We start from the raw sequence: 20408 nt of genomic DNA, 5'->3' as shown, positions 1-20408 counted from the left end.
GTATATACAATGAAGAGAAACGAATATACAATGCCGATTACCGGCAATATGGTGCTGGGGGCAGATAAACCGGTGCTGTTTGCAGGACCATGCGTGGTAGAAAGTATGGATATCTGTATCGAGATAGGAAGCAGGGCGAAAACTTTGGCGAAACAAATCGGGTTTGAGTATGTTTTTAAAGCGTCTTTTGACAAAGCCAACCGCACCTCTTCAGGATCGTTTAGGAGTATAGGTATGGATAAGGCTTTGGGGGTTCTGGAAGAGGTAGGGAAGGCGCTGGATGTACCTTTGTTGACTGACGTTCATGAGAGCAGTCAAATAAAGGAAGTGGCTAAAGTAGTGGATGTTTTACAGATTCCCGCCTTTCTTTGCAGGCAAACAGACCTGTTATTGGCCGCCGGAGAAAGCGGAAAGGCCGTGAAAATAAAGCGGGGGCAATTTATGGCACCGGAAGATATGCGTTTTGCGGTGGACAAGATCAGGTCGACTGGAAATGATAAGGTCTGTCTCACGGAACGGGGTTTTAGCCTGGGATACCATAATTTAGTGGTAGACATGCGGGCATTGCCTATTATGAGGCAATTTGCCCCTGTGGTATTTGACGTCACCCACAGCGTGCAACAGCCGGGTGGACTTGGGGGAAGCAGCGGCGGCCAACGCGAAATGGCTCCCTATCTGGCCCGGGCTGCGGGGGCTGCCGGCGTGGACGGCTTCTTTATAGAGACCCACCCCGATCCTTCTAAGGCGCTGAGCGACGGCCCTAATATGGTACCCTTGGCGGAGATGGAGGCATTTTTGTCCATGATCAAAGAGGCCTGGCTTCTAGGTGAAAAGTACAAGGGTTTTAAAATATGATAAAAAAAAGATCACGATTTTTGGAATTAAAATTGTAGGGTAACAGATATTATTTGCAACAATTAAATCAAAAATGATGGGTTTGTTGAAAAAGTATTTTTTTGTGTGGGGAATGTTTGCGCTTACGGCACCGGGACTTGCTCAGACAAGCCATACGGACGAAAGGATTTCTCTTGAGATAAGGAAAGTTTTTGAAGCGTCGGAGGATCAGAATTTCAGACTTTTTGAAAATACCTACATCCATTCTCCCGATTTGGTTTTGGAATTTTATTCCCAAAGGGATTTCAGAGAAGCCTGGATAGAAGATGGCAAACTGACACGTCATGCCTATGAGTTCCGTTATCTGGTGAGACGAGCCAAGTATGACGGATTGGTGCCGGAAGATTATCATTTACCCCAGATTGATGACTTTTTTGAAGCAAGGGAAAAAAATGAAAGATATGGTTCTGCGATGGAACTGGCGGCTGCGGATATCGTGCTCACGGATGCATTCATTTTATACGCAGGACATCTATACAGTGGCAAAGTGGATCCGGAACATGCCGTGTCAGGATGGAATATAGAGAAAAAATCCACAGACCCAAAGATTCTGAAGGGACTGGAAGATGCATTGGCGGAAGGGGAGATCAGGGAACATCTTGAGGCGTTTAGACCTAAATTTCCTGTCTATCAGCGGATGCAACGTTCTCTTGTACGGTACTATGAGAAGGAAAAAGAAATAACAGGTACTTGGAATCCCATCAGCATCAGGACCGCCATTAAGCCTAATGAAAGACATGCAGCCATCCCGGTCATCAGGGAAAGGCTGTTGTTTTGGAATGAACTGGAGGTATACGAATGGACGGATAAGGATTTGTATGATTCCCTGATGCTATCCGGCGTTCAGGCGTTTCAGCAGAAAAACGGCTTGAACCCCGATGGTGTTATCGGTAGTGCCACTGTCAGGGCATTGAATAAGAATCCCCGGGACCTGATCCGGCAGACGGCTGTCAATTTGGAAAGACTGAGGTGGCTGCCCGACACCATTTTGCAGGAGTTTATCCTGGTAAACATCGCCAACTATTCCATGGACTATATCAAAAACAGAGACACCCTTTTGCATTCCAATGCCATAGTGGGGCGGGCCTACCGCAGAACGCCGGTTTTCAATGCCCCGATGACTTACTTGGTTTTCAGTCCAACATGGACGGTTCCTCCGGGCATTCTTAGAAATGATGTCATTCCCGCTGTCAAAAAAGACCCCCGTTATCTTGCCAGCAAAAACATGCGTTTGTTGACGCATTCAGGTAATGAAGTGGATCCTTATACCTTGGACTGGAGCAGCATTTCGGCTTCGAATTTTCCATACATGGTCAGACAGGATCCAGGTCCGGATAATTCACTCGGCCTGGTGAAGTTTATGTTTCCCAACCGGTACAATGTCTATATCCATGACACGCCGGCACGGGAATTGTTTGCCAGGGACGATCGGGCCTTGAGTTCAGGCTGCATCCGTATCCAAAAGCCTTTTGAACTGGCGTACTTGCTTTTGGCAGATCAACCTTTATGGACGGGTGAGCGCATACTCATGGCTATGAATTCCGGCAGGGAGCAAAAAGTCAGTTTGAGGCGGCAGATACCGGTCATTATATTGTACCTGACTTTTTGGACCGCCGGGGACGGCACACCGATGGTGAGACATGATGTTTATGAGAGGGATCAGGACCTGTATAAGCTTTTGACCCGGAAAATAGCTTCAGATGGCTTGCTGCAGAAACTCTGAACGGTTTTTATACGCAGGGTCATCTGCATAGATAAACAGGCAGCTTTTGTCCTTGATAAGCTCAATGATATCCTCATAATTTTCAGTAGGCAAAGCCGGACAACCCAGGCTTCTCCCTAATCTGCCGGTACTTTTGATAAAACTTTCCTCAGCATAATCGGCCGAATGGATCACAATGGCCCGCGGTCTGGCCAAATCATTGAAGCCCGGCTCCAGACCATCAAGCTTCAGGGAATGGCCGTGTTTGCCTTTGTAGGTTTCACCGGTCAGGTAAAAGCCCAGGCTGCTCATATAACTGGAAGGTTTATTTGAAAATTTCTTGGCCATGAGATCGCCGGAATTCCGCCCATGTGCCACCAATGAATGATGCTTCAAAATCTTATTCTTCATGTCTATGATCCAAAGCCGCTTTTCGGTGGACGGCTTGTCGAAATCAATGATACTCAATGGCCTGCCATTTCTGATCCGACCCTCTTCTACAAGACGGAAATATCCCGCCACAGCCATTTGAAGTATTTCTTTACGGGGGGATTCACCTTCTTTGGAAAGGTTATGGGTCAGGTTGGTGACCACCGATTCTACTATCGAGGCCTTTGTAGCCGTGATTTCTCCGTGATTGGCCGGTGAAGTGTCCTTATAAAAGGCGCTGGATAGGAAGGCGGGTGAAAAAAGAAGCAATAAAATAATGATAATGCGACTCATAGATAAATGGGATACCGAGGGAATGTTTTTTTTGCACAAATTAATAATTTTTTATTTTTGAACTGATTAAGCTGCGATCTTTGTTACGTTTTTTGACAATTATACTAACGTTCAACAAGTAAAAGGATTGCTGTTTTTTTAATTAACATCATTGAATAAAGCATTAACGGAGTTTAATCGTTCAATTTTTGTTAATATTTATCATTAATTAAACAAAAAAACAGGAGTCCTGTTAATGAATTTATGAAAATCGCCGTACACCGGAAGGAACATTTTAATGCTGCACATAGGTTACATAATCCTGCATGGACAGACGAGAAAAACCGCGAAATCTTTGGAAAGTGCAACAACCCTAATTTTCATGGCCATAACTATGAACTGGTAGTTAAATTGCAGGGGTCTATTGATGAGGAAACTGGCTATGTTTATGATATGAAACAGCTGAAAGACCTGATAAATGAATATGTTATTAGAAAATTTGATCATAAAAACTTAAACCTGGACACCGATGAATTCAAAAACCTTAACCCAACTGCAGAAAACATTGCTGTGGTTATTTGGAATATTCTGAGAAAGCAAATTGAAGAGAAATACGATTTAACAGTTCGATTATATGAAACGGAAAGAAACTTTGTTGAATACAGCGGAAATTGATCTCAATCAGGTCATAGATGAAATAGGGGATGAACATGTAGGCACTTCGCATGACACACCATTAAGAGACGATGCATTTGAAATGGATGATGATCTCAAAATGGCACTCATTGAAAAACATTTTAAGGAAATCATGTATATTTTAGGGCTGGACCTTTCTGATGACAGCCTTAAAGGTACGCCACGCAGAGTGGCCAAAATGTTTGTGAAGGAAGTTTTTAGCGGCCTTGATCCCAAAAATAAGCCTGATGTCAAACTTTTTAAAAACAAATACAAGTACAATGAAATGTTGGTGGAAAAGGATATAACTTTTTATTCCCACTGTGAACATCATTTTGTGCCCATATATGGTAAAGCCCACGTGGCCTATATTTCTGACGGACATGTAATCGGACTCTCCAAAATCAACCGTATTGTGCAGCATTTTGCCAAGCGGCCGCAGGTTCAGGAGCGGCTTACCATACAGATCGGCAATGAGCTGAAGTCAGCCTTGGGTACCGAAGATGTCGCCGTGGTTTTGGATGCCTACCACATGTGTGTTTCCTCAAGGGGCGTAAAAGACACATCCAGCAGCACAGTGACATCTTTTTATAGCGGCCGGTTTGAAAGAGAGGATCAGCTTCGGAATGAATTTTTGAAATACCTTGAACTGAGAAAATAACAGCTTCCACATAGGACCGAATATAATAAAAACCAGGAAAGGCCTGGTTTTTATTATTTATATACCCTGGATAATATCCCCCGGGGCAAGAAAACGCATGCGCATCAACTTAATATATTGATAGTCTACAGTTATCTTACATTATAGGATTGCATAAAAGGCTGACCATTGGCCGTGACACCCTCTATTCTTAACCTTCCGCTGAATCCTTCCAGGAATTCCCCTACCATCTTTGGGTCTTTGGCCGGTTGCCCGTTTAAGGAGGTGATTACAAACCCATTGCCCAGCCCCAGATCCCTTAAATAACCTCTGGTCATACCGGAAATCTTGATGCCATGGGAGATATTAAGCCGGTCCTTTTCTATGGCATTGACTGTTTCGAGTTTTGCGCCCAGTAAAGGAGAGGTGAAAAATTCACGTTTGATAACCCCCGTGCCCCCAAGTAGGTTTTGTAATGTCACCTGTACCTTTTGAGACCGGTTTTCACGAAGAAACTCCACGGTGATTTTGTGACCGGGATAGTAATAAGACAAGGCCTCTTCAAAGCTGCCTTTGCCGGTTATCACAATGTCTTCTATTTTTTTGACCACATCATTCCTTTTAAGTCCCGCTTTTTCCGCGGCGCCGTTGCGGATTACATGGGACACGATGACGCCATCCAGTGAATTCAGGTTCATTTCTTCTGCCAGTTCCGGCGTGATTTCAACCACATCCATACCGGGAACGGCTTTTTGAACCTCACCATATTTGATCAGATCGTTGGCGATTTTGGTAGCGATGTCGACAGGCACCGCAAAACCATACCCGGTATAAGAGCCTGTACGGCTAAGAATGGCGGTATTGATGCCCACCAGTTCACCGTTGATGTTGACCAGAGCGCCGCCGGAATTTCCCGGGTTAATGGGAGCATCTGTCTGGATAAAGGATTCCAGGGGAAAGTCTCCTCCCATGATATTGATCTGTCTTTCTTTTGCGGACACGATGCCGGCTGTGACCGTGGAGGTGAGGTTAAAAGGATTTCCCACGGCTATGACCCATTCCCCGATTTTCAAATCCCGGCTGCTCCCTACGGTGATGGCGGGGAGGTTTTCAGCTTCAATTTTTAACACAGCAATATCTGTATTGGCATCTGCCCCAATGAGGCTGGCCTGGTAAGTTCTTTTTTGATGGACTACTTCCAGTGTTTCAGCCCGGTCAATCACGTGGTTATTGGTAATGATATAGCCATCTTCCGAAAGGATTACTCCCGAACCGGTACTCACCCGTTGAGGAGGTACGCCCTGACCGAAGAAGTAGTCGAATATACTGTACCGCCTGGTGTCGGTGCCGGAGAAGTTTTTGATGAACACCACAGAGTTGGTACTTTTCAATGATGCATCAACAAACGAAAACGGTACATTTGGGACGTCGGCTGATGCTGGAGATCCGGGTGGATTTCTCTGCTCTTCCCAAACTTCCGTTGAGGCGGTACGGATGTTGAGCCAATCGGTTTCCAGTATCGGGCGATCGGAGACGGCTTTCAGTTGATGAAAATGGTTAAAAAACCAAGCTCCTAAAAGACCGCCAATAAATGAAATCAATAGAATCTGTACGTTCTTTTTCATCTTTGTGAAATTTACTGTTTTTTACGGCCTTGCTCTGTGAAGAGATAAACCGTTTAACAAATATTACGAAAAACACGCCTTGACGCATGGATATGGGCTTTATTTTGTAGCCAAATCAGCTACCCAAACTTATGCCAGGGCATAAAGACTGAAAAAGAGCTAAAAAAAACAAGAAAAACTCTTTTTACCTTGTAAATTTGTCAGCTAACGAATTAAAACCCTATCTGAATAAGGTATTGTCAGTCGGATTTTTTTAAAATGAAGGAAGCTAAAACAGACAGATGTCAACAAGAAAAAGAGTAGCCATTCTGGGATCTACCGGGAGTATTGGTACGCAGGCGTTGGATGTAATGCAGCAGCATCAAGACAGGTTTCAAGTGGAAGTGCTTACGGCTCAGAACAACGCGGACTTATTGATCCGGCAGGCCATGGCTTTTGAACCCAACGTAGTGGTGATTGGAAACGAGGGAAATTATGAAAAAGTAAAGCAGGCCTTGTCTTCATACCCGATAAAGGTTTATGCCGGAGAAGAGGCCATTGCCCAAGTAGTGGAAATGGAAACGGTGGATATAGTGCTTACCGCATTGGTGGGGTACGCAGGACTCATGCCTACCATAAAAGCCATTGAAGCGGGAAAACCGATCGCGCTGGCCAATAAAGAAACCTTGGTGGTGGCCGGCGAATTGGTGACTTCTCTGGCCAAAAAGAAAGGGGTCAATATTTTCCCTGTGGATTCGGAACATTCCGCTATCTTTCAGTGTTTGGTGGGGGAGTTTCATAACCCCATCGAAAAGATCATCCTTACTGCATCCGGAGGGCCTTTTCGGGGAAAGGATACCGGGTTTCTCAGGAAGGTGAAGAAGGAGCAAGCGTTGAAACACCCCAATTGGGACATGGGGGATAAGATTACCATTGATTCCGCTTCCCTGATGAACAAGGGATTAGAGGTGATAGAAGCCAAGTGGCTTTTTGGCCTGAATGCTTCCCAGATTGAAGTAGTGGTACACCCCCAATCCATCATTCATTCCCTGGTCCAGTTCGAAGACGGTTCTATAAAAGCACAACTCGGATTGCCGGATATGCGTATTCCCATACAATTTGCATTGTCTTATCCGGAGAGGCTTGCCTCGCAGTTTCCCAGGTTTGACTTCAGACAGTACCCAAGCCTGGAATTTGAACAACCGGATACGGAAACCTTCAGAAATCTGGGCTTGGCTTACGAAGCATTGGAAAGGGGGGGCAATTCAGCCTGTGTATTAAATGCCGCCAATGAAATTGCTGTGGCAGCATTTTTGAAGGACGAAATCGGTTTTTTGCAGATGTCGGACGTCATAGAACTAAGCATGCAAAAAATAAGTTTTATAGGTTCTCCGACATTGGAGGACCTGGTTCAAACAGATCGGACAACAAGAAAATTAACAAAAGAAATCATCAATAGTTTATAAATAATGGATACTTTAATAATGGTAGCGCAGTTGCTGCTGGGCTTGTCGATTTTGGTGGGCCTGCATGAATTAGGCCATTTGCTGGCAGCAAAAATGTTTGGGATGAAGGTGGAAAAGTTTTCCATTGGCTTTCCTCCTAAAATAGTGGGATTTAAATGGGGAGAGACCGAATATTCTATTGGAGCCATTCCGCTGGGCGGTTTTGTGAAAATCGCCGGAATGGTGGATGAATCCTTGGATACCGAGCAGATGTCTTCCGAACCACAACCTTGGGAGTTCAGGTCCAAACCCGCCTGGCAGCGTCTGATTGTTATGTTGGGCGGCATTATTGTCAATGTAGTGACAGGTATCATTATTTTTATCTTTTTGGTATATAGCAGAGGAGAAACCTATTTTTCCAGAGACCAGATCATAGAGCATGGTATTGTTGCCTATGAAATTGGCCAGCAAATCGGGTTGCAGGATGGGGATAAGGTGCTGGATGTAAATGGCCAAATATACGAATCGCTCAATGACCTCAGCGGTGGCGATGCCCTTTTGAGCTCGGATGGCTACTACACTGTGGAGAGGGATGGCGAAAGGATTAAAGTTCCGATCCCCCGTGGATTTATCAATTCCTTTTCCAATGAGGAGAGCATGATGAGATTTATCAGCATTCGTTCTCCTTTTGAAATTAACAATGTTGATCCCCAGAGCAGCGCCGCAAATGCGGGATTAAAGCCCGGAGACAGAATTTTGGAGGTAGACGGCATTGATACCTATTACATGAATGAATTCAGAAAAGTGATGGAAAGCCGGGCTGGGAATGAAGTTGAAATGCTGGTGGAAAGAGACGGGGAGACCCTTTATACAAGGGCGCAGATAAGTGATGACGGTACTATCGGTATGATCATAAGTAGCGTATTGGAGCCGGTCAGGAAGCATTATACCTTTGCGCAATCCATTCCGCTGGGGGCAGAAAGGGCTTTCAGCGTGGTGATCGTCAACGCCCGTGCCATGGGTAAGATGTTTACGGGGGAAGTTTCTACCAAAAATGTGAGCGGTCCCATTGGGATGGCTAAAATTTATGGAAGCAGCTGGGATTGGACAAAATTCTGGTCCATTACAGGATTGATATCCATGATCCTGGCCTTTATGAATTTTCTGCCCATACCTGCTTTGGACGGCGGGCATGTGATGTTCCTGCTGTACGAAATGGTCTCCGGCCGTACACCATCAGACAGGTTCCTTGAAAATGCACAAAAAATAGGCATGGTGCTGCTTCTGGCCATTATGGTATTTGCCATCGGCAATGATATTCTGAAAATTTTTACAGGAAGTTAAAGCAAAAAAAAACCCGGGCAAGGCCCGGATGTCCGGGTTTTTTCAATATAATCATTTATTTTTATCCTGTGATTTTTAAAATATATTTTAAAATCCGGCCTGACAATTTGTAAAATCTCTCATATTGGCATAGGCCTTGAATAAACTTTATGGGTCTTTATCGGCCTAAAGTCTTTTCTTATTTAAACAACTAATGTGACATTTATACTGTCATTCTGTCTGTATGAGTAATAGCGACAATCAATTATACCAATCATTAATGTTAGGGGATTATTCGGGGGAAGGAGATCTGATCCAACTGATAACGGATGATGAGTCTGACGGGTCATTAAAGGAAGAGAATTTTTCGAATGAAATCCCTATCCTTTCAGTGAGAAACACGGTATTGTTTCCCGGTGTGGTAATTCCCATTACAGTAGGCAGACAACGTTCGATCCGTCTGGTAAAAAAGGCCCAGAAAGGGGATAAACTGATCGGCGTCTGCGCCCAGAAGAACCCCAATATGGAAGATCCTTCCTGGGAGGATATTTTCCACGTGGGCACTTTGGCGAAGATCATCAAAATGATTGTCCTGCCTGATGGAAATACCACGATCATTATCCAAGGGAAAAAAAGATTTGAAATAAAGGAGGAGTTATCGGAAGACCCCTATTTCTATGCAAAAGTGGCTTACTTGGAGGAAACTTTTCCCCCGGGCAATGAAAAGATCAAGGCGCTTGAGCAATCTTTAAAGGAAGCTGCCTTTAAAATTCTACAGTTAAATCCTGAAATTCCCCGTGAAGCACAGGTAGCATTGGACAATATAGACAGCACTTCTTTTCTCACTCATTTTTTGTCTTCCAACATCAATGCGCCGGTGGAGGCCAAACAAAAGTTGCTGGAAATCAACGACGGCATAGAGAGGGCCACGTTGCTGTTGGAATTTATGATGAAGGACATACAGATGCTGGAGCTAAAAAGCGAGATCCAGAAAAAGGTGCATACCGATATAGACCAGCAGCAAAGGGATTATTTTTTGAGACAGCAGATGAAAGTGCTTCAGACAGAGCTCGGCGAGGAAGGCCCCGAAAAAGAAGTGGATGAGCTGAGGGCAAAAGGCAAGCGGAAGAAATGGTCGGCTGAAATTGCCCGTCATTTCGAGAAAGAGCTTGACAAGATTCTGAGAATGAACCCCTCCGCGGCGGAATATCCCATTGCCTTGAATTATGCGGAAGTGATGGTGGATCTTCCCTGGAATGAATTTACCCCGGACAATTTTGACCTAAAAAGGGCCAAACATATTTTGGATAAGGATCATGCCGGACTGGACAAGGTGAAGGACAGAATCATCGAATACCTGGCTGTACTGAAGCTTAAACAGGATTTGAAGGGACCCATACTTTGTCTGTACGGCCCTCCGGGCGTCGGGAAGACTTCGCTGGGAAAATCCATTGCCAAGGCCTTGGGCAGAAAATATGTAAGAATGTCCCTGGGCGGACTCCATGATGAGGCAGAGATCCGCGGCCACCGCAAAACCTATGTGGGGGCGCTGCCGGGAAAAATCATTCAAAATATGAAGAAGGCCAAGTCTTCTAATCCGGTGTTTGTCCTGGATGAAATTGATAAATTGAGTTCTGATTTCAGAGGAGATCCCTCCTCCGCATTTTTGGAGGTGCTGGATCCGGAGCAAAATTCCACCTTTTCCGATAATTACCTGGAAGTGGATTACGACCTTTCCAAAGTGCTGTTCATCGCCACAGCCAACACATTGGAGACCTTACAACCGGCCCTGAGGGACAGAATGGAAATCATTGAGGTGACAGGCTACACCCTGGAGGAAAAAGTGGAAATCGCCAAAAAACACCTAATTCCCAAACAACGAAGGGAACATGGTCTGAAAGCGAAAGACATCGTGTTCAGCAAGGAAGCTTTGGTTAAAATCATCGAGGACTACACCAAGGAATCCGGTGTCAGAAGTCTGGAAAGGCAGATCGGAAAGGTGATGAGGAACATCGCCAAATCCATTGCCCTTGAGGAGGATTATCAGAAAAAAATTACTGCCCAAGTGGTGCGTAAAGTTTTGGGAGGCGAGGTCTTTGACAAGGAAATGTATCAGGACAATAGCCTTGCGGGGGTAGTAACAGGCTTGGCATGGACTTCTGTGGGCGGAGAAATTCTGTTCATTGAGGCCTCTTTAAGTAAAGGGAAGGGCAAACTCACCCTTTCCGGCCAACTGGGGGATGTAATGAAAGAGTCGGCCATGACTGCCATTTCCTATTTGAGATCCAAGGCGGAAACCCTGAATATCGATCATAGGGTATTTGATCAATATGATCTCCATATCCACGTGCCCGCTGGCGCTGTGCCCAAGGACGGCCCTTCTGCGGGGATCACCATGTTGACAGCCATAGCCTCCATCTATACCCAACGCAAAGTCCGGTCTAAGCTGGCCATGACGGGTGAAATTACGTTGCGTGGGAAAGTGATGCCGGTAGGAGGAATCAAAGAAAAAATATTGGCCGCCAAAAGAGCAGGGATCGAAGATGTCATCCTCTGCAAAAGAAACCAAAAAGACATTGAGGAAATCGACGATCTCTATTTGAAAGGCCTCAAATTTCATTTTGTGGACCATGTGAGTGAAGTACTGAAAATTGCACTGTTGGAGAACAGGGTGAAAGATCCCATGGAATTTATGTTCGACCCTGAGCCAAAGAAAGTCGTTGAAAACTGACGAGGCATATTGTTGGTGCTTTCCGGGATGTCAACTGGTATGCCAGCAGGTGTCATATGCACAAAGAATCCCGTGTCCTTTGTATTTGTAGAAAACCCGGGATATACCCGACTTGCGGCTATAGGTTAAAAGAAGCTATCCTTTTGTACCTGTTCCCGGCCGGCTGCGGCAGGCGCCCATGTATTCTCTCTCTATCTGCATCATCTCCATTAGCCAGGTAGAAAATGGAATTTTCTTATTCCAGAATGCATTTTCATGTAGCGGGGGAAACCCATTTAATAGGCATTACAAAGAATTTAAAAACTTTAAGGCAATTCTAACCTTAAATATGAAAGGAAATAAAATGAATCATTTGACACCAAAGCAGATTGTTGCTGAACTGGATAAATATATTATTGGCCAGCAGGATGCGAAAAGAAACGTGGCCATTGCACTTAGAAACCGGATCCGAAGGTTGATGGTGAAATCAGAGCTCCAAAAGGACATTGTTCCCAACAATATTTTAATGATTGGTTCTACCGGCGTAGGGAAAACCGAGATAGCCCGGCGACTGGCCAAAATTGCCAATGCCCCATTTACAAAGGTAGAAGCTTCAAAATTTACGGAAGTAGGCTATGTGGGAAGGGACGTGGAGTCCATGGCAAGGGATTTGGTCGAGCAGTCGGTCAACCTGGTGAAGGAGGCCAAAAACGAGGAAGTGAAAGAAAAGGCGGCCGTGATAGTTGAAGATATGCTGCTGGATATCCTCATTCCTCCGGTCAAACGCCAGGGGTTCGGCAGTCCGGTGAGCAGTCCGGAGCAATTTAACCCGGACAACGCCACCGAGGAGGAGCTCAATGAGAAAACAAGGGAACGTTTCAGGGAAAAGCTGAAAAACGGTGAACTGGAGGACCGTAAAATCGAAATAAGTGTAAAACAATCGATGCCCTCAGGAATAGGTATGATCGGCAACGGCATGATGGATGAAGCCAGTATGGCGGGACTACAGGACATGTTGAGCAACATGATGCCCAAACGGACTAAGAAAAGGAAAGTCACCATCAGTGAAGCCAGAAAAATATTGATGGAAGAAGAAGCGTCCAAACTCATCGATTTTGACGAGGTAAAAGAAGAGGCCATCCGCTTGGCGGAAAACAATGGCATCATCTTTATCGATGAAATCGACAAGATCGCTTCCGGATCCAGTAAAGGCGGTGGGCCGGATGTAAGCCGTGAGGGAGTGCAAAGGGATCTGCTTCCTATAGTGGAGGGCAGTGCGGTAAACACCAAATATGGCCTGGTACACACGGACCATGTTCTTTTTATTGCCGCAGGCGCTTTTCATGTCAGTAAACCTTCTGATCTGATTCCTGAGTTACAGGGGCGTTTCCCGATCCGGGTTGAATTGAGCAGCCTGACACAGGAAGATTTTAACCGGATCCTGAGAGAACCCAAAAACGCACTTACCAAGCAGTATCAGGCATTGTTTGAAGCGGAGGAGGTTTCACTGGAATTCACGGATGATGCCATACAGGAAATTGCTGCTTTGGCATTCAGGATCAACGAAGAGGTGGAAAATATTGGTGCAAGGAGATTGCACACGGTCATGAGTCACCTGTTGAATGATTTTCTCTTTGAAGTACCTGACACGATTCAGGCCAATAGCAAAATCATGATTACCAAAGAAATGGTGCAGGAGCGGCTGAGTACGCTTGTGAAAAACAGGGACCTTTCTCAATATATACTTTGATCAAATAAAAACCCCCGGGGTTTATCCGGGGGCACTACTGCTTTTGCCAGGCAGCGGGGGTGGCGGTTTTATGCCATTCCAGGTACCACTCCACTCGGTAAAAGGGGCAACTGGTTGATTTTTATTCCAGTGGCATCAAATATCGCATTTCGGATGGCTGGGGCAATACCCACGATAGGTGCCTCTCCAGCTCCTGATGAGGCCAGGTCTTTCCTGTCCAAAAGGACGATTTCCATTTCAGGGGTATCCTTAAACCTGGGCACCCGGTACGCGGAGAGGGACGGGTTCAAAATATCCCCATCTCTAAAATCCACTGCTTCAAACAAAGCGCCTCCCAGACCTTGAAGCACACATCCAAGTACCTGGCTCCTGAGATGCCTGGGGTTGATGATGGCGCCACACTCAAAAGCGGTCACTGTTCTGAGAATTTTTACCTCATGGGAGGAGGGATGAACGTGTACTTCGGCACATGTGGCTACGAAGCCTCCCTTTACCGCTCCGCAGGCAATCCCGTATCCATGATCAGTGGGTTTCTTTTTCCCCCAATCAAATGCTTTGGCCGCTTCCTTTACGACTGCAGTCAAACGGTCGTCTTTTAAATGTCTCAGCCTGAATTCCAATGGATCAGTATTGTTCAGCACCGCCATGTCATGCATTTGGGATTCTATGGCAAAAATATTAGCAGTGGACGCCAATGCCCTGTAAGACCCTTGCCTTAGGGGAGAGTCGGAGGAGTGGAATTTATGATGTTTTTCCATGGCTTCGTAGGGAGTCTGAAGACCGGCAGAGCCTGAATTGTAATTGTGGAATTCCCATGCTGCCAGCGCACCATTCCGTGTGGCGCTTTTTACCGTTATCACCCCCGCGGGTCTAAAGTAGGCCCATTTGAACTCTTCCTCTCTGGTCCAGTTGACCTTAACAGGTTTACCCACAGCTTTAGAAAGCCTAGCGGCTTCGATACCCGCTTCTCCCGTATGCTTCCCGCCATAGCCTGAGCCGGTGTCCGGCATGAGTACCCTGATGTTGTCTTTCGGAATGTTGAAGGTTTTCTGTAGCTCCTCCTGCACCCCAAAAGGACGTTGGGTGCCTGTCCAGACGGTCAATTGATCCCCTTCCCATTTGGCGATCCCTGCCCGGGGTTCGAGCGGGACATGGGCAATATAGTGGATCAGAAATTCCTGTTCCAGCTTGTCTTCCGCGGAAGAATAGGCCTGAAGCAGTGCTTCCCGTTCACTTTCGTCTTTTTCCCCTTTTTCTTTAAGATGGGAAAACAGGACGTTTCTGGAGGGCTGGGGCATTTCTTTCCATTCCGTCTCAATCATCGCCAACGCCATGGATGCTGTACGGGAATCCGGGGCAGTAACGCCTACAAAATCCTTTTCCCTTACGACTTTCACGCCGGGTACTTGTTCAGCTTTTGCTGTATTGATGTTTTCCAAAGTAGCCCCGTAAGTCGGAGGTCTTAAGATTTTTCCATACACCATTCCCGGGAGGGACATGTCGGATACATATTGATGACGGCCTGTAATGATGTCCCTGCCGTTTACTTTGGGGACAGATGTACCGGCGATTTTCCACTCTTTAGGCGGTACGGTTTTCGCGTCGTTGTTGATTTTATGAAACAGCTTTTCGCCATTGGCCAGTTGGGCATAGCTCAGTTTGGCCCCATTGGAAGGATGATGGATATATCCTTTTTCCATGTGGAGGGAGGTTTCCTTGCCCAGATTCCATTCCTTTGAGGCCAGTTCCACCATCATTTCTCTGATTGAGGCCGCTGCCTTTCTCAATATGGGAGCCATCTGTGGTGTGGTAAGGCTTCCGAAGGTGCCTCTGTCGTAAGGTACCGAGTCGGTGTCCCCCATGATCAGCGTGATGTCCTTTACCGGAACCGAAAGTTCCTCTGCCACGGTTTGGGCGAGGGAGGTCCTGATGTTTTGTCCGACTTCCACTTTTCCTGTATAAACGGTTATGCTTTCGTCAGCACCAATATGTATCCAGGAGGCTATGGTATCTTCTGCCAGGGCTTTTTCTTTTGGGGAAAGGTGCTTAAAGGCTTGGGCTGACAGAACATCCGATACCACCACAAAGGCTGCCATTCCTGCCCCCATCCTTTTGAAAAAGCTTCTTCGGCTGATCGGGCCGCGAAGCTGTCCCCTTTCAAACAATTCGTACTGTTCAGGGTAAATGACCGGGATTTCTTTTTCTGACTTTTCCATGACGGTTTCTTATTGTTCCGCCGCCTTGGCAATGGCTTTGGTGATGTCAGGATAAGTACAACACCGACAGATATTGCCTTGCATGGCATCTTGGATTTCCTGTTTGGTTAAATTGGGGTTGTTTTCGATCAATGCGGTAGCGGTAATGATCATACCAGAAGCACAGTATCCACATTGGAAAACATCTTCTTCCAGAAAGACTTCCTGCACAGGGTGTAGTTTGCCCTCATTTTCCAATCCTTCGATGGTGACTATCTTTTTACCTTGCACACTCACGGTCGGAGTGATGCAGGAGGGTGTGGGAATGCCATTTATCAAAACCTTGCAGGCTCCGCAGGCCCCTTCGCCACAACCGTATTTGCTGCCGGTAAGATCCAGTTGTTCTCTCAGGACATCAAGTAAGCTCGGGTTGCCCGATAAATCTACAGCATGTTCTTTGTTGTTGACATTTATTCTCATTTTAGCAGAAAAATGTTTGGACACGTTAAGGTAGTAAATTCACCGGATGAATGCAAAAAAACGCTTTTTGGGTTTGCCGGGGGACTGAAAGAGAATTTTATTTTATACTACTCCCCAAAAACTTTGGTGAACAAGCACATTTTAAATAATTTTGGCATTCTTAAAACAAAGAGTCTTTGGGCCAATCATTAAAAAACAAGGAAACACAACCCCAATACTTGTTCATTAAAAGTATACTGTCCTGGATTATCTGGAGACAGCCCCATCGGGTTCCTTATGACACAAGAAAAAATTAGATGAAGAAAAAGAGAGCGGTAATTACAGGAGTACATGCCTGGGTTCCTGACTATGTGCTTACCAACCAAGAACTGGAAACCATGGTGGAGACCAACGACGAATGGATCACCACCAGGACGGGAATCAAGGAAAGGAGAATATTGAAAGGCGAAGGGCAGGGAACTTCTGTCATCGGTACGGAAGCGGTAAAAGGTCTTCTGGAAAAAACGAATACCGATCCCGAAGAGATTGATTTGATTATCTGTGCCACGGTGACGCCTGATATGCTGTTTCCTGCCACCGCCAACATCATAGCGGATAAAGTGGGGGCGAAAAACAGCTATAGCTTCGATATATCCGCGGCCTGCTCTGGTTTTTTGTACGCCTTGTCCATTGGGAGTCAGTTTATCGAAAACGGTGTCCATAAAAAAGTGATCGTTATAGGGGCAGATAAAATGTCCTCTATTGTCAATTACGAAGACAGGACGACATGTATTATTTTTGGTGACGGAGGGGGTGCGGTGTTGCTTGAGCCTACTGAGGAGGATTATGGTATAATGGATGCTCTTCTGCATACAGACGGTTCAGGAGCGGATTATCTGCATATGAGGGCAGGAGGAAGCCGAAAGCCGGCTACATTGGAAACCGTCCGGAACAGAGAACATTATGTGTTCCAGGAAGGATCTACGGTATTTAAGTTTGCGGTAACCAATATGGCCGAGGTAAGTGCAAGAATTATGGCCAAAAATAACCTCACGGGTGACGACATCGCCTGGCTGGTGCCCCATCAGGCCAATAAGCGGATCATCGATGCCACAGCCAATAGAATGGGGATAGGGCCCGAAAAGGTGATGCTGAACATTGAAAAGTACGGGAATACCACAGCAGGCACCCTGCCACTATGTCTATGGGATTATGAATCACAATTGAAAAAGGGGGACAACCTGGTCCTTGCTGCCTTTGGGGGAGGATTCACCTGGGGAGCGGTTTACCTGAAGTGGGGTTACGATCCGAAATAAACAAGTAGAAAATCAAAGTATAAATATGGCTAGTACGGCAGATTTTAAAAATGGACTTTGTTTGGAATTTAATAACGACATCATGTCCATAGTGGAATTTCAGCATGTAAAACCAGGGAAAGGCCCTGCTTTTGTGAGGACAAAATTGAAGAGTCTGACTTCGGGAAAGGTGCTGGATAAAACTTTCAGCGCCGGGGAGAAAGTGGTCACTGCCAGGGTCGAAAAAAGACCTCATCAGTTTATATATAGTGACGACCTGGGCTACCATTTCATGGATACTGAAACTTTTGAGCAGATCCCCATTGAGGAAAAACTAATAGAAAGGCCCGGACTTCTGAAGGAAGGCCAGCAGGTGGATATATTGATTCATGCCGAAACTGAAAGGCCTTTGGGAGTGGAGCTGCCCCCTTTTGTGGAACTAATGGTAACCTACACTGAACCTGGGATAAAAGGAGACACGGCTACCAATACCTTAAAGCCCGCAACCTTGGAAACCGGCGCAGTCGTTATGGTTCCGCTGTTTGTAGATCAGGATACCCTGATTAAGGTGGATACCCGGGACGGATCTTATTCCGAAAGGGTGAAATAATTCCAATTTGTATGTGATTTATTGTTAAATTACATAGTTTTATCACGTAATACGAATATTTCTGATCTGTTGGGCCCTGTATAAAAGTTTAGCGAAGGCCTGTTCAAATAGGAAAATTTATGAAAGCCAAAGAAATTCAAGAGTTAATAGATTTTATTTCCAATTCCGGATTGGCGGAGGTAAAAATCGAAACGGATGAGTTTAAACTCTCCATTAAGAAAAATTCAGAGCCAGTTGCAGCGAGACCAGTGGAAGCAACATCCAGTCCGGTAAACCCCATCCCGGCGGCTCCCGCTCCCCAAACACAGCCTGCCGTGGAACCGGCGCCACCGGCTTCTTCCGTAGAAGAAGAGAATAAAAAATATTTGGAAATAAAATCACCCATGATCGGTACTTTTTACAGGTCGCCCAATCCTGATACAGATGTATTTGTCAATGTGGGCGATGCCATCCAGGCAGGACAGACCGTGTGTATCATCGAAGCCATGAAATTGTTTAACGAGATTGAATCGGAAATTTCCGGCAAAATTGTTAAGGTTCTCGTTGAAAATGCCTCACCGGTCGAATATGACCAGCCCTTGTTTTTAGTCGAACCCACTCATTAAAATTTCTTTAAACCACATCCCTTTTGTATTGTGTTCAATAAAATTTTAATAGCCAACAGAGGAGAAATAGCTTTAAGGATCATTCGGACCTGTAAAGAGATGGGAATCAAAACCGTCGCTGTATATTCCACTGTTGATAAAGATAGTCTGCATGTCCGTTTTGCAGACGAAGCGGTCTGCATCGGAGCTGCTCCCAGCAAGGATTCCTATCTGAATATCCCCCGGATTATTGCTGCGGCAGAAATCACGAATGCGGATGCCATACATCCAGGGTATGGATTTTTGTCTGAGAACGCGGAATTCTCCAGAATTTGTGAAGAGTACAACATCAAATTCATAGGAGCCAGTCCTGAAATGATAGCAAAAATGGGAGACAAAGCCACCGCTAAAGCCACCATGGCCGAAGCAGGCGTCCCCACTATCCCGGGATCTGAAGGTTTGCTGAAAGATCTGAAACAGGGTTTGTCCCTTGCAGATGAAATGGGCTATCCTGTTATTCTTAAAGCCACAGCAGGCGGCGGTGGACGCGGGATGAGGATTGTCCGAAAACCTGAAGAATTTAAAAAGGCCTGGGATGATGCCAGGCAGGAATCCGCTGCCGCTTTTGGCAATGACGGACTCTACCTGGAAAAATATGTGGAGGAACCCAGACACATTGAAATACAGGTGATCGGGGACAACAGAGGCAGGGCCTGTCATCTGTCAGAAAGAGATTGTTCTATACAGAGAAGACACCAAAAGTTGGTTGAAGAAACCCCATCTCCCTTTATCACAGATGAATTAAGGGAAAAAATGGGGGCGGCAGCCATAAAAGGTGCGGAAGCCATCGGGTATGAAGGAGCCGGAACGATAGAATTTCTGGTAGATAAAAACCGGAATTTCTATTTCATGGAGATGAATACCCGTATCCAGGTAGAACACCCCATCACTGAAGAAGTTACAGATTTCGATCTTATCAAAGAGCAGATTAAAGTCGCTGCCGGAGAACCCATCAGCGGGAAAAATTACTTCCCCAAGTTATACGCAATGGAATGCCGGATCAATGCCGAGGATTCTGCCAACGGCTTTAGACCGAGCCCTGGAAGGATAGTCAACCTGCATCTTCCCGGAGGTAGGGGAGTAAGGATTGACAGCCATGTATACGCCGGATATGTCATCCCCCCCAACTATGATTCCATGATTGCCAAGTTGATCGTCAGTGGTCAGTCCCGGGAAGAAGTGATCGTGCGTATGAAGCGGGCTCTTGAAGAGTTTGTGATAGATGGCATCAAAACCACCATTCCCTTTCACTTGGCCTTGTTGGAGGATCCTGATTTTATAGCGGGGAATTTCACCACCAAGTTTCTGGAAACTTTCGACTTTTCAAAAGTCAGTAAATTTTAAAAATAACAAGGGTTGTGAAAACAGCCCTTTTTGTTTTGAAGCAGCCCTGACCCGGGCTGTTTTTCTTTGAATAAGGATGGAAAATGACAAAAAAATCTTTTTTAATTTAAGTTAGGTACCCGATCATTGTCTTATATTTCCATTAGAGTATCGTTCCATATACATTTGTATGAATTATTTGTAATTCTCTGTTTATTTTACCAAATTGGGGGTTGAGAGTCACTTAAAATGAGCCCAATTTATGCTTAGGCATTCGCTATATATCTTGCTTCTATTAGTCTTCACCTGGAGTTCTTGTGGATCTGGCGATGATAATCAGGATTTTTCATTATCATCCTCTGACCAGATCAGCTATAACTTCCATGTGCGTCCGATCCTGTCGGACAACTGCTTTGCCTGTCACGGGCCGGACGCCA

General features: G+C 45.6%; 16 protein-coding genes. 12 read left to right on the top strand and 4 right to left on the bottom strand.

The window, feature by feature from the left end:
* The first annotated feature begins 9 nt into the window (after positions 1-9).
* A complete protein-coding gene (gene kdsA, locus ACFPFU_RS00080) occupies positions 10-855 on the top strand; it encodes a 3-deoxy-8-phosphooctulonate synthase (protein WP_377060282.1) in 846 nt (281 codons plus the stop codon).
* Positions 856-931: 76 nt separating this feature from the next.
* Positions 932-2617 (top strand): L,D-transpeptidase family protein, encoded by a 1686-nt coding sequence (locus ACFPFU_RS00075; RefSeq protein WP_417574761.1) that lies wholly within the window; start codon positions 932-934, stop codon positions 2615-2617.
* Here ACFPFU_RS00075 and ACFPFU_RS00070 read toward each other — a convergent pair.
* Positions 2591-3319, bottom strand: a complete 729-nt coding sequence (locus ACFPFU_RS00070) for a murein L,D-transpeptidase catalytic domain family protein (protein ID WP_377060278.1) — start codon at positions 3317-3319, stop codon at positions 2591-2593. The two genes, ACFPFU_RS00075 and ACFPFU_RS00070, sit on opposite strands and share 27 nt — an antisense overlap.
* A gap of 243 nt (positions 3320-3562) precedes the next feature.
* Between ACFPFU_RS00070 and ACFPFU_RS00065 the strand changes: the two genes are divergently transcribed.
* On the top strand, positions 3563-3973 hold the full coding sequence (locus tag ACFPFU_RS00065) for a 6-pyruvoyl trahydropterin synthase family protein (RefSeq protein WP_377060276.1): 411 nt from the start codon (positions 3563-3565) through the stop codon (positions 3971-3973).
* A complete protein-coding gene (folE, locus tag ACFPFU_RS00060; RefSeq protein ID WP_377060274.1) occupies positions 3933-4634 on the top strand; it encodes a GTP cyclohydrolase I FolE in 702 nt (233 codons plus the stop codon). Before ACFPFU_RS00065 ends, folE begins: the two co-directional genes overlap by 41 nt.
* 131 nt (positions 4635-4765) lie before the next feature.
* Here folE and ACFPFU_RS00055 read toward each other — a convergent pair whose 3' ends face one another.
* Entirely contained in the window at positions 4766-6238 is a 1473-nt protein-coding gene (locus ACFPFU_RS00055) for a trypsin-like peptidase domain-containing protein (RefSeq protein ID WP_377060272.1), read from the bottom strand.
* Positions 6239-6519: 281 nt separating this feature from the next.
* Here ACFPFU_RS00055 and ACFPFU_RS00050 point away from each other — a divergent pair, with 281 nt between their 5' ends.
* The 4 genes from ACFPFU_RS00050 to hslU all read left to right on the top strand — a co-directional run bounded on the left by ACFPFU_RS00050 (position 6520) and on the right by hslU (position 13445).
* The gene (locus tag ACFPFU_RS00050; RefSeq protein ID WP_377060270.1) at positions 6520-7683 is read left to right on the top strand and encodes a 1-deoxy-D-xylulose-5-phosphate reductoisomerase; all 1164 of its coding nucleotides are present in this window, start codon (positions 6520-6522) and stop codon (positions 7681-7683) included.
* 3 nt (positions 7684-7686) lie between these two features.
* Complete coding sequence (rseP, locus tag ACFPFU_RS00045; protein WP_377060268.1) at positions 7687-9006, top strand: RIP metalloprotease RseP; 1320 nt, start codon at positions 7687-7689, stop codon at positions 9004-9006.
* A gap of 223 nt (positions 9007-9229) precedes the next feature.
* Positions 9230-11716, top strand: coding sequence for an endopeptidase La (gene lon / locus ACFPFU_RS00040; protein WP_377060266.1), 2487 nt, complete (start codon positions 9230-9232; stop codon positions 11714-11716).
* Between the two features lie 328 nt (positions 11717-12044).
* Positions 12045-13445 (top strand): ATP-dependent protease ATPase subunit HslU, encoded by a 1401-nt coding sequence (hslU, locus tag ACFPFU_RS00035; RefSeq protein WP_377060264.1) that lies wholly within the window; start codon positions 12045-12047, stop codon positions 13443-13445.
* 68 nt (positions 13446-13513) lie between these two features.
* Here hslU and ACFPFU_RS00030 read toward each other — a convergent pair whose 3' ends face one another.
* Both ACFPFU_RS00030 and ACFPFU_RS00025 read right to left on the bottom strand, forming a co-directional pair.
* Positions 13514-15661, bottom strand: coding sequence for a xanthine dehydrogenase family protein molybdopterin-binding subunit (locus tag ACFPFU_RS00030; RefSeq protein WP_377060262.1), 2148 nt, complete (start codon positions 15659-15661; stop codon positions 13514-13516).
* 9 nt (positions 15662-15670) lie between these two features.
* Positions 15671-16120: a (2Fe-2S)-binding protein gene (locus ACFPFU_RS00025; RefSeq protein ID WP_377060260.1), complete on the bottom strand. Its 450-nt coding sequence runs from the start codon at positions 16118-16120 to the stop codon at positions 15671-15673.
* Between the two features lie 296 nt (positions 16121-16416).
* Between ACFPFU_RS00025 and ACFPFU_RS00020 the strand changes: the two genes are divergently transcribed.
* The 4 genes from ACFPFU_RS00020 to accC all read left to right on the top strand — a co-directional run bounded on the left by ACFPFU_RS00020 (position 16417) and on the right by accC (position 19992).
* A complete protein-coding gene (locus ACFPFU_RS00020) occupies positions 16417-17415 on the top strand; it encodes a beta-ketoacyl-ACP synthase III (RefSeq protein ID WP_377060258.1) in 999 nt (332 codons plus the stop codon).
* Between the two features lie 25 nt (positions 17416-17440).
* Complete coding sequence (gene efp, locus ACFPFU_RS00015; RefSeq protein ID WP_377060256.1) at positions 17441-18004, top strand: elongation factor P; 564 nt, start codon at positions 17441-17443, stop codon at positions 18002-18004.
* A gap of 119 nt (positions 18005-18123) precedes the next feature.
* The gene (accB, locus tag ACFPFU_RS00010) at positions 18124-18609 is read left to right on the top strand and encodes an acetyl-CoA carboxylase biotin carboxyl carrier protein (protein WP_377060254.1); all 486 of its coding nucleotides are present in this window, start codon (positions 18124-18126) and stop codon (positions 18607-18609) included.
* A gap of 30 nt (positions 18610-18639) precedes the next feature.
* Positions 18640-19992, top strand: coding sequence for an acetyl-CoA carboxylase biotin carboxylase subunit (gene accC, locus ACFPFU_RS00005; protein WP_377060252.1), 1353 nt, complete (start codon positions 18640-18642; stop codon positions 19990-19992).
* Positions 19993-20408 lie beyond the last annotated feature (416 nt).

It is taken from the genome of Negadavirga shengliensis, assembly GCF_042652345.1.
Lineage (GTDB): Bacteria > Bacteroidota > Bacteroidia > Cytophagales > Cyclobacteriaceae > Negadavirga > Negadavirga shengliensis.
Note: the sequence above shows the minus strand (reverse complement) of the source record. Positions and strands in the feature narration are given on the sequence as shown.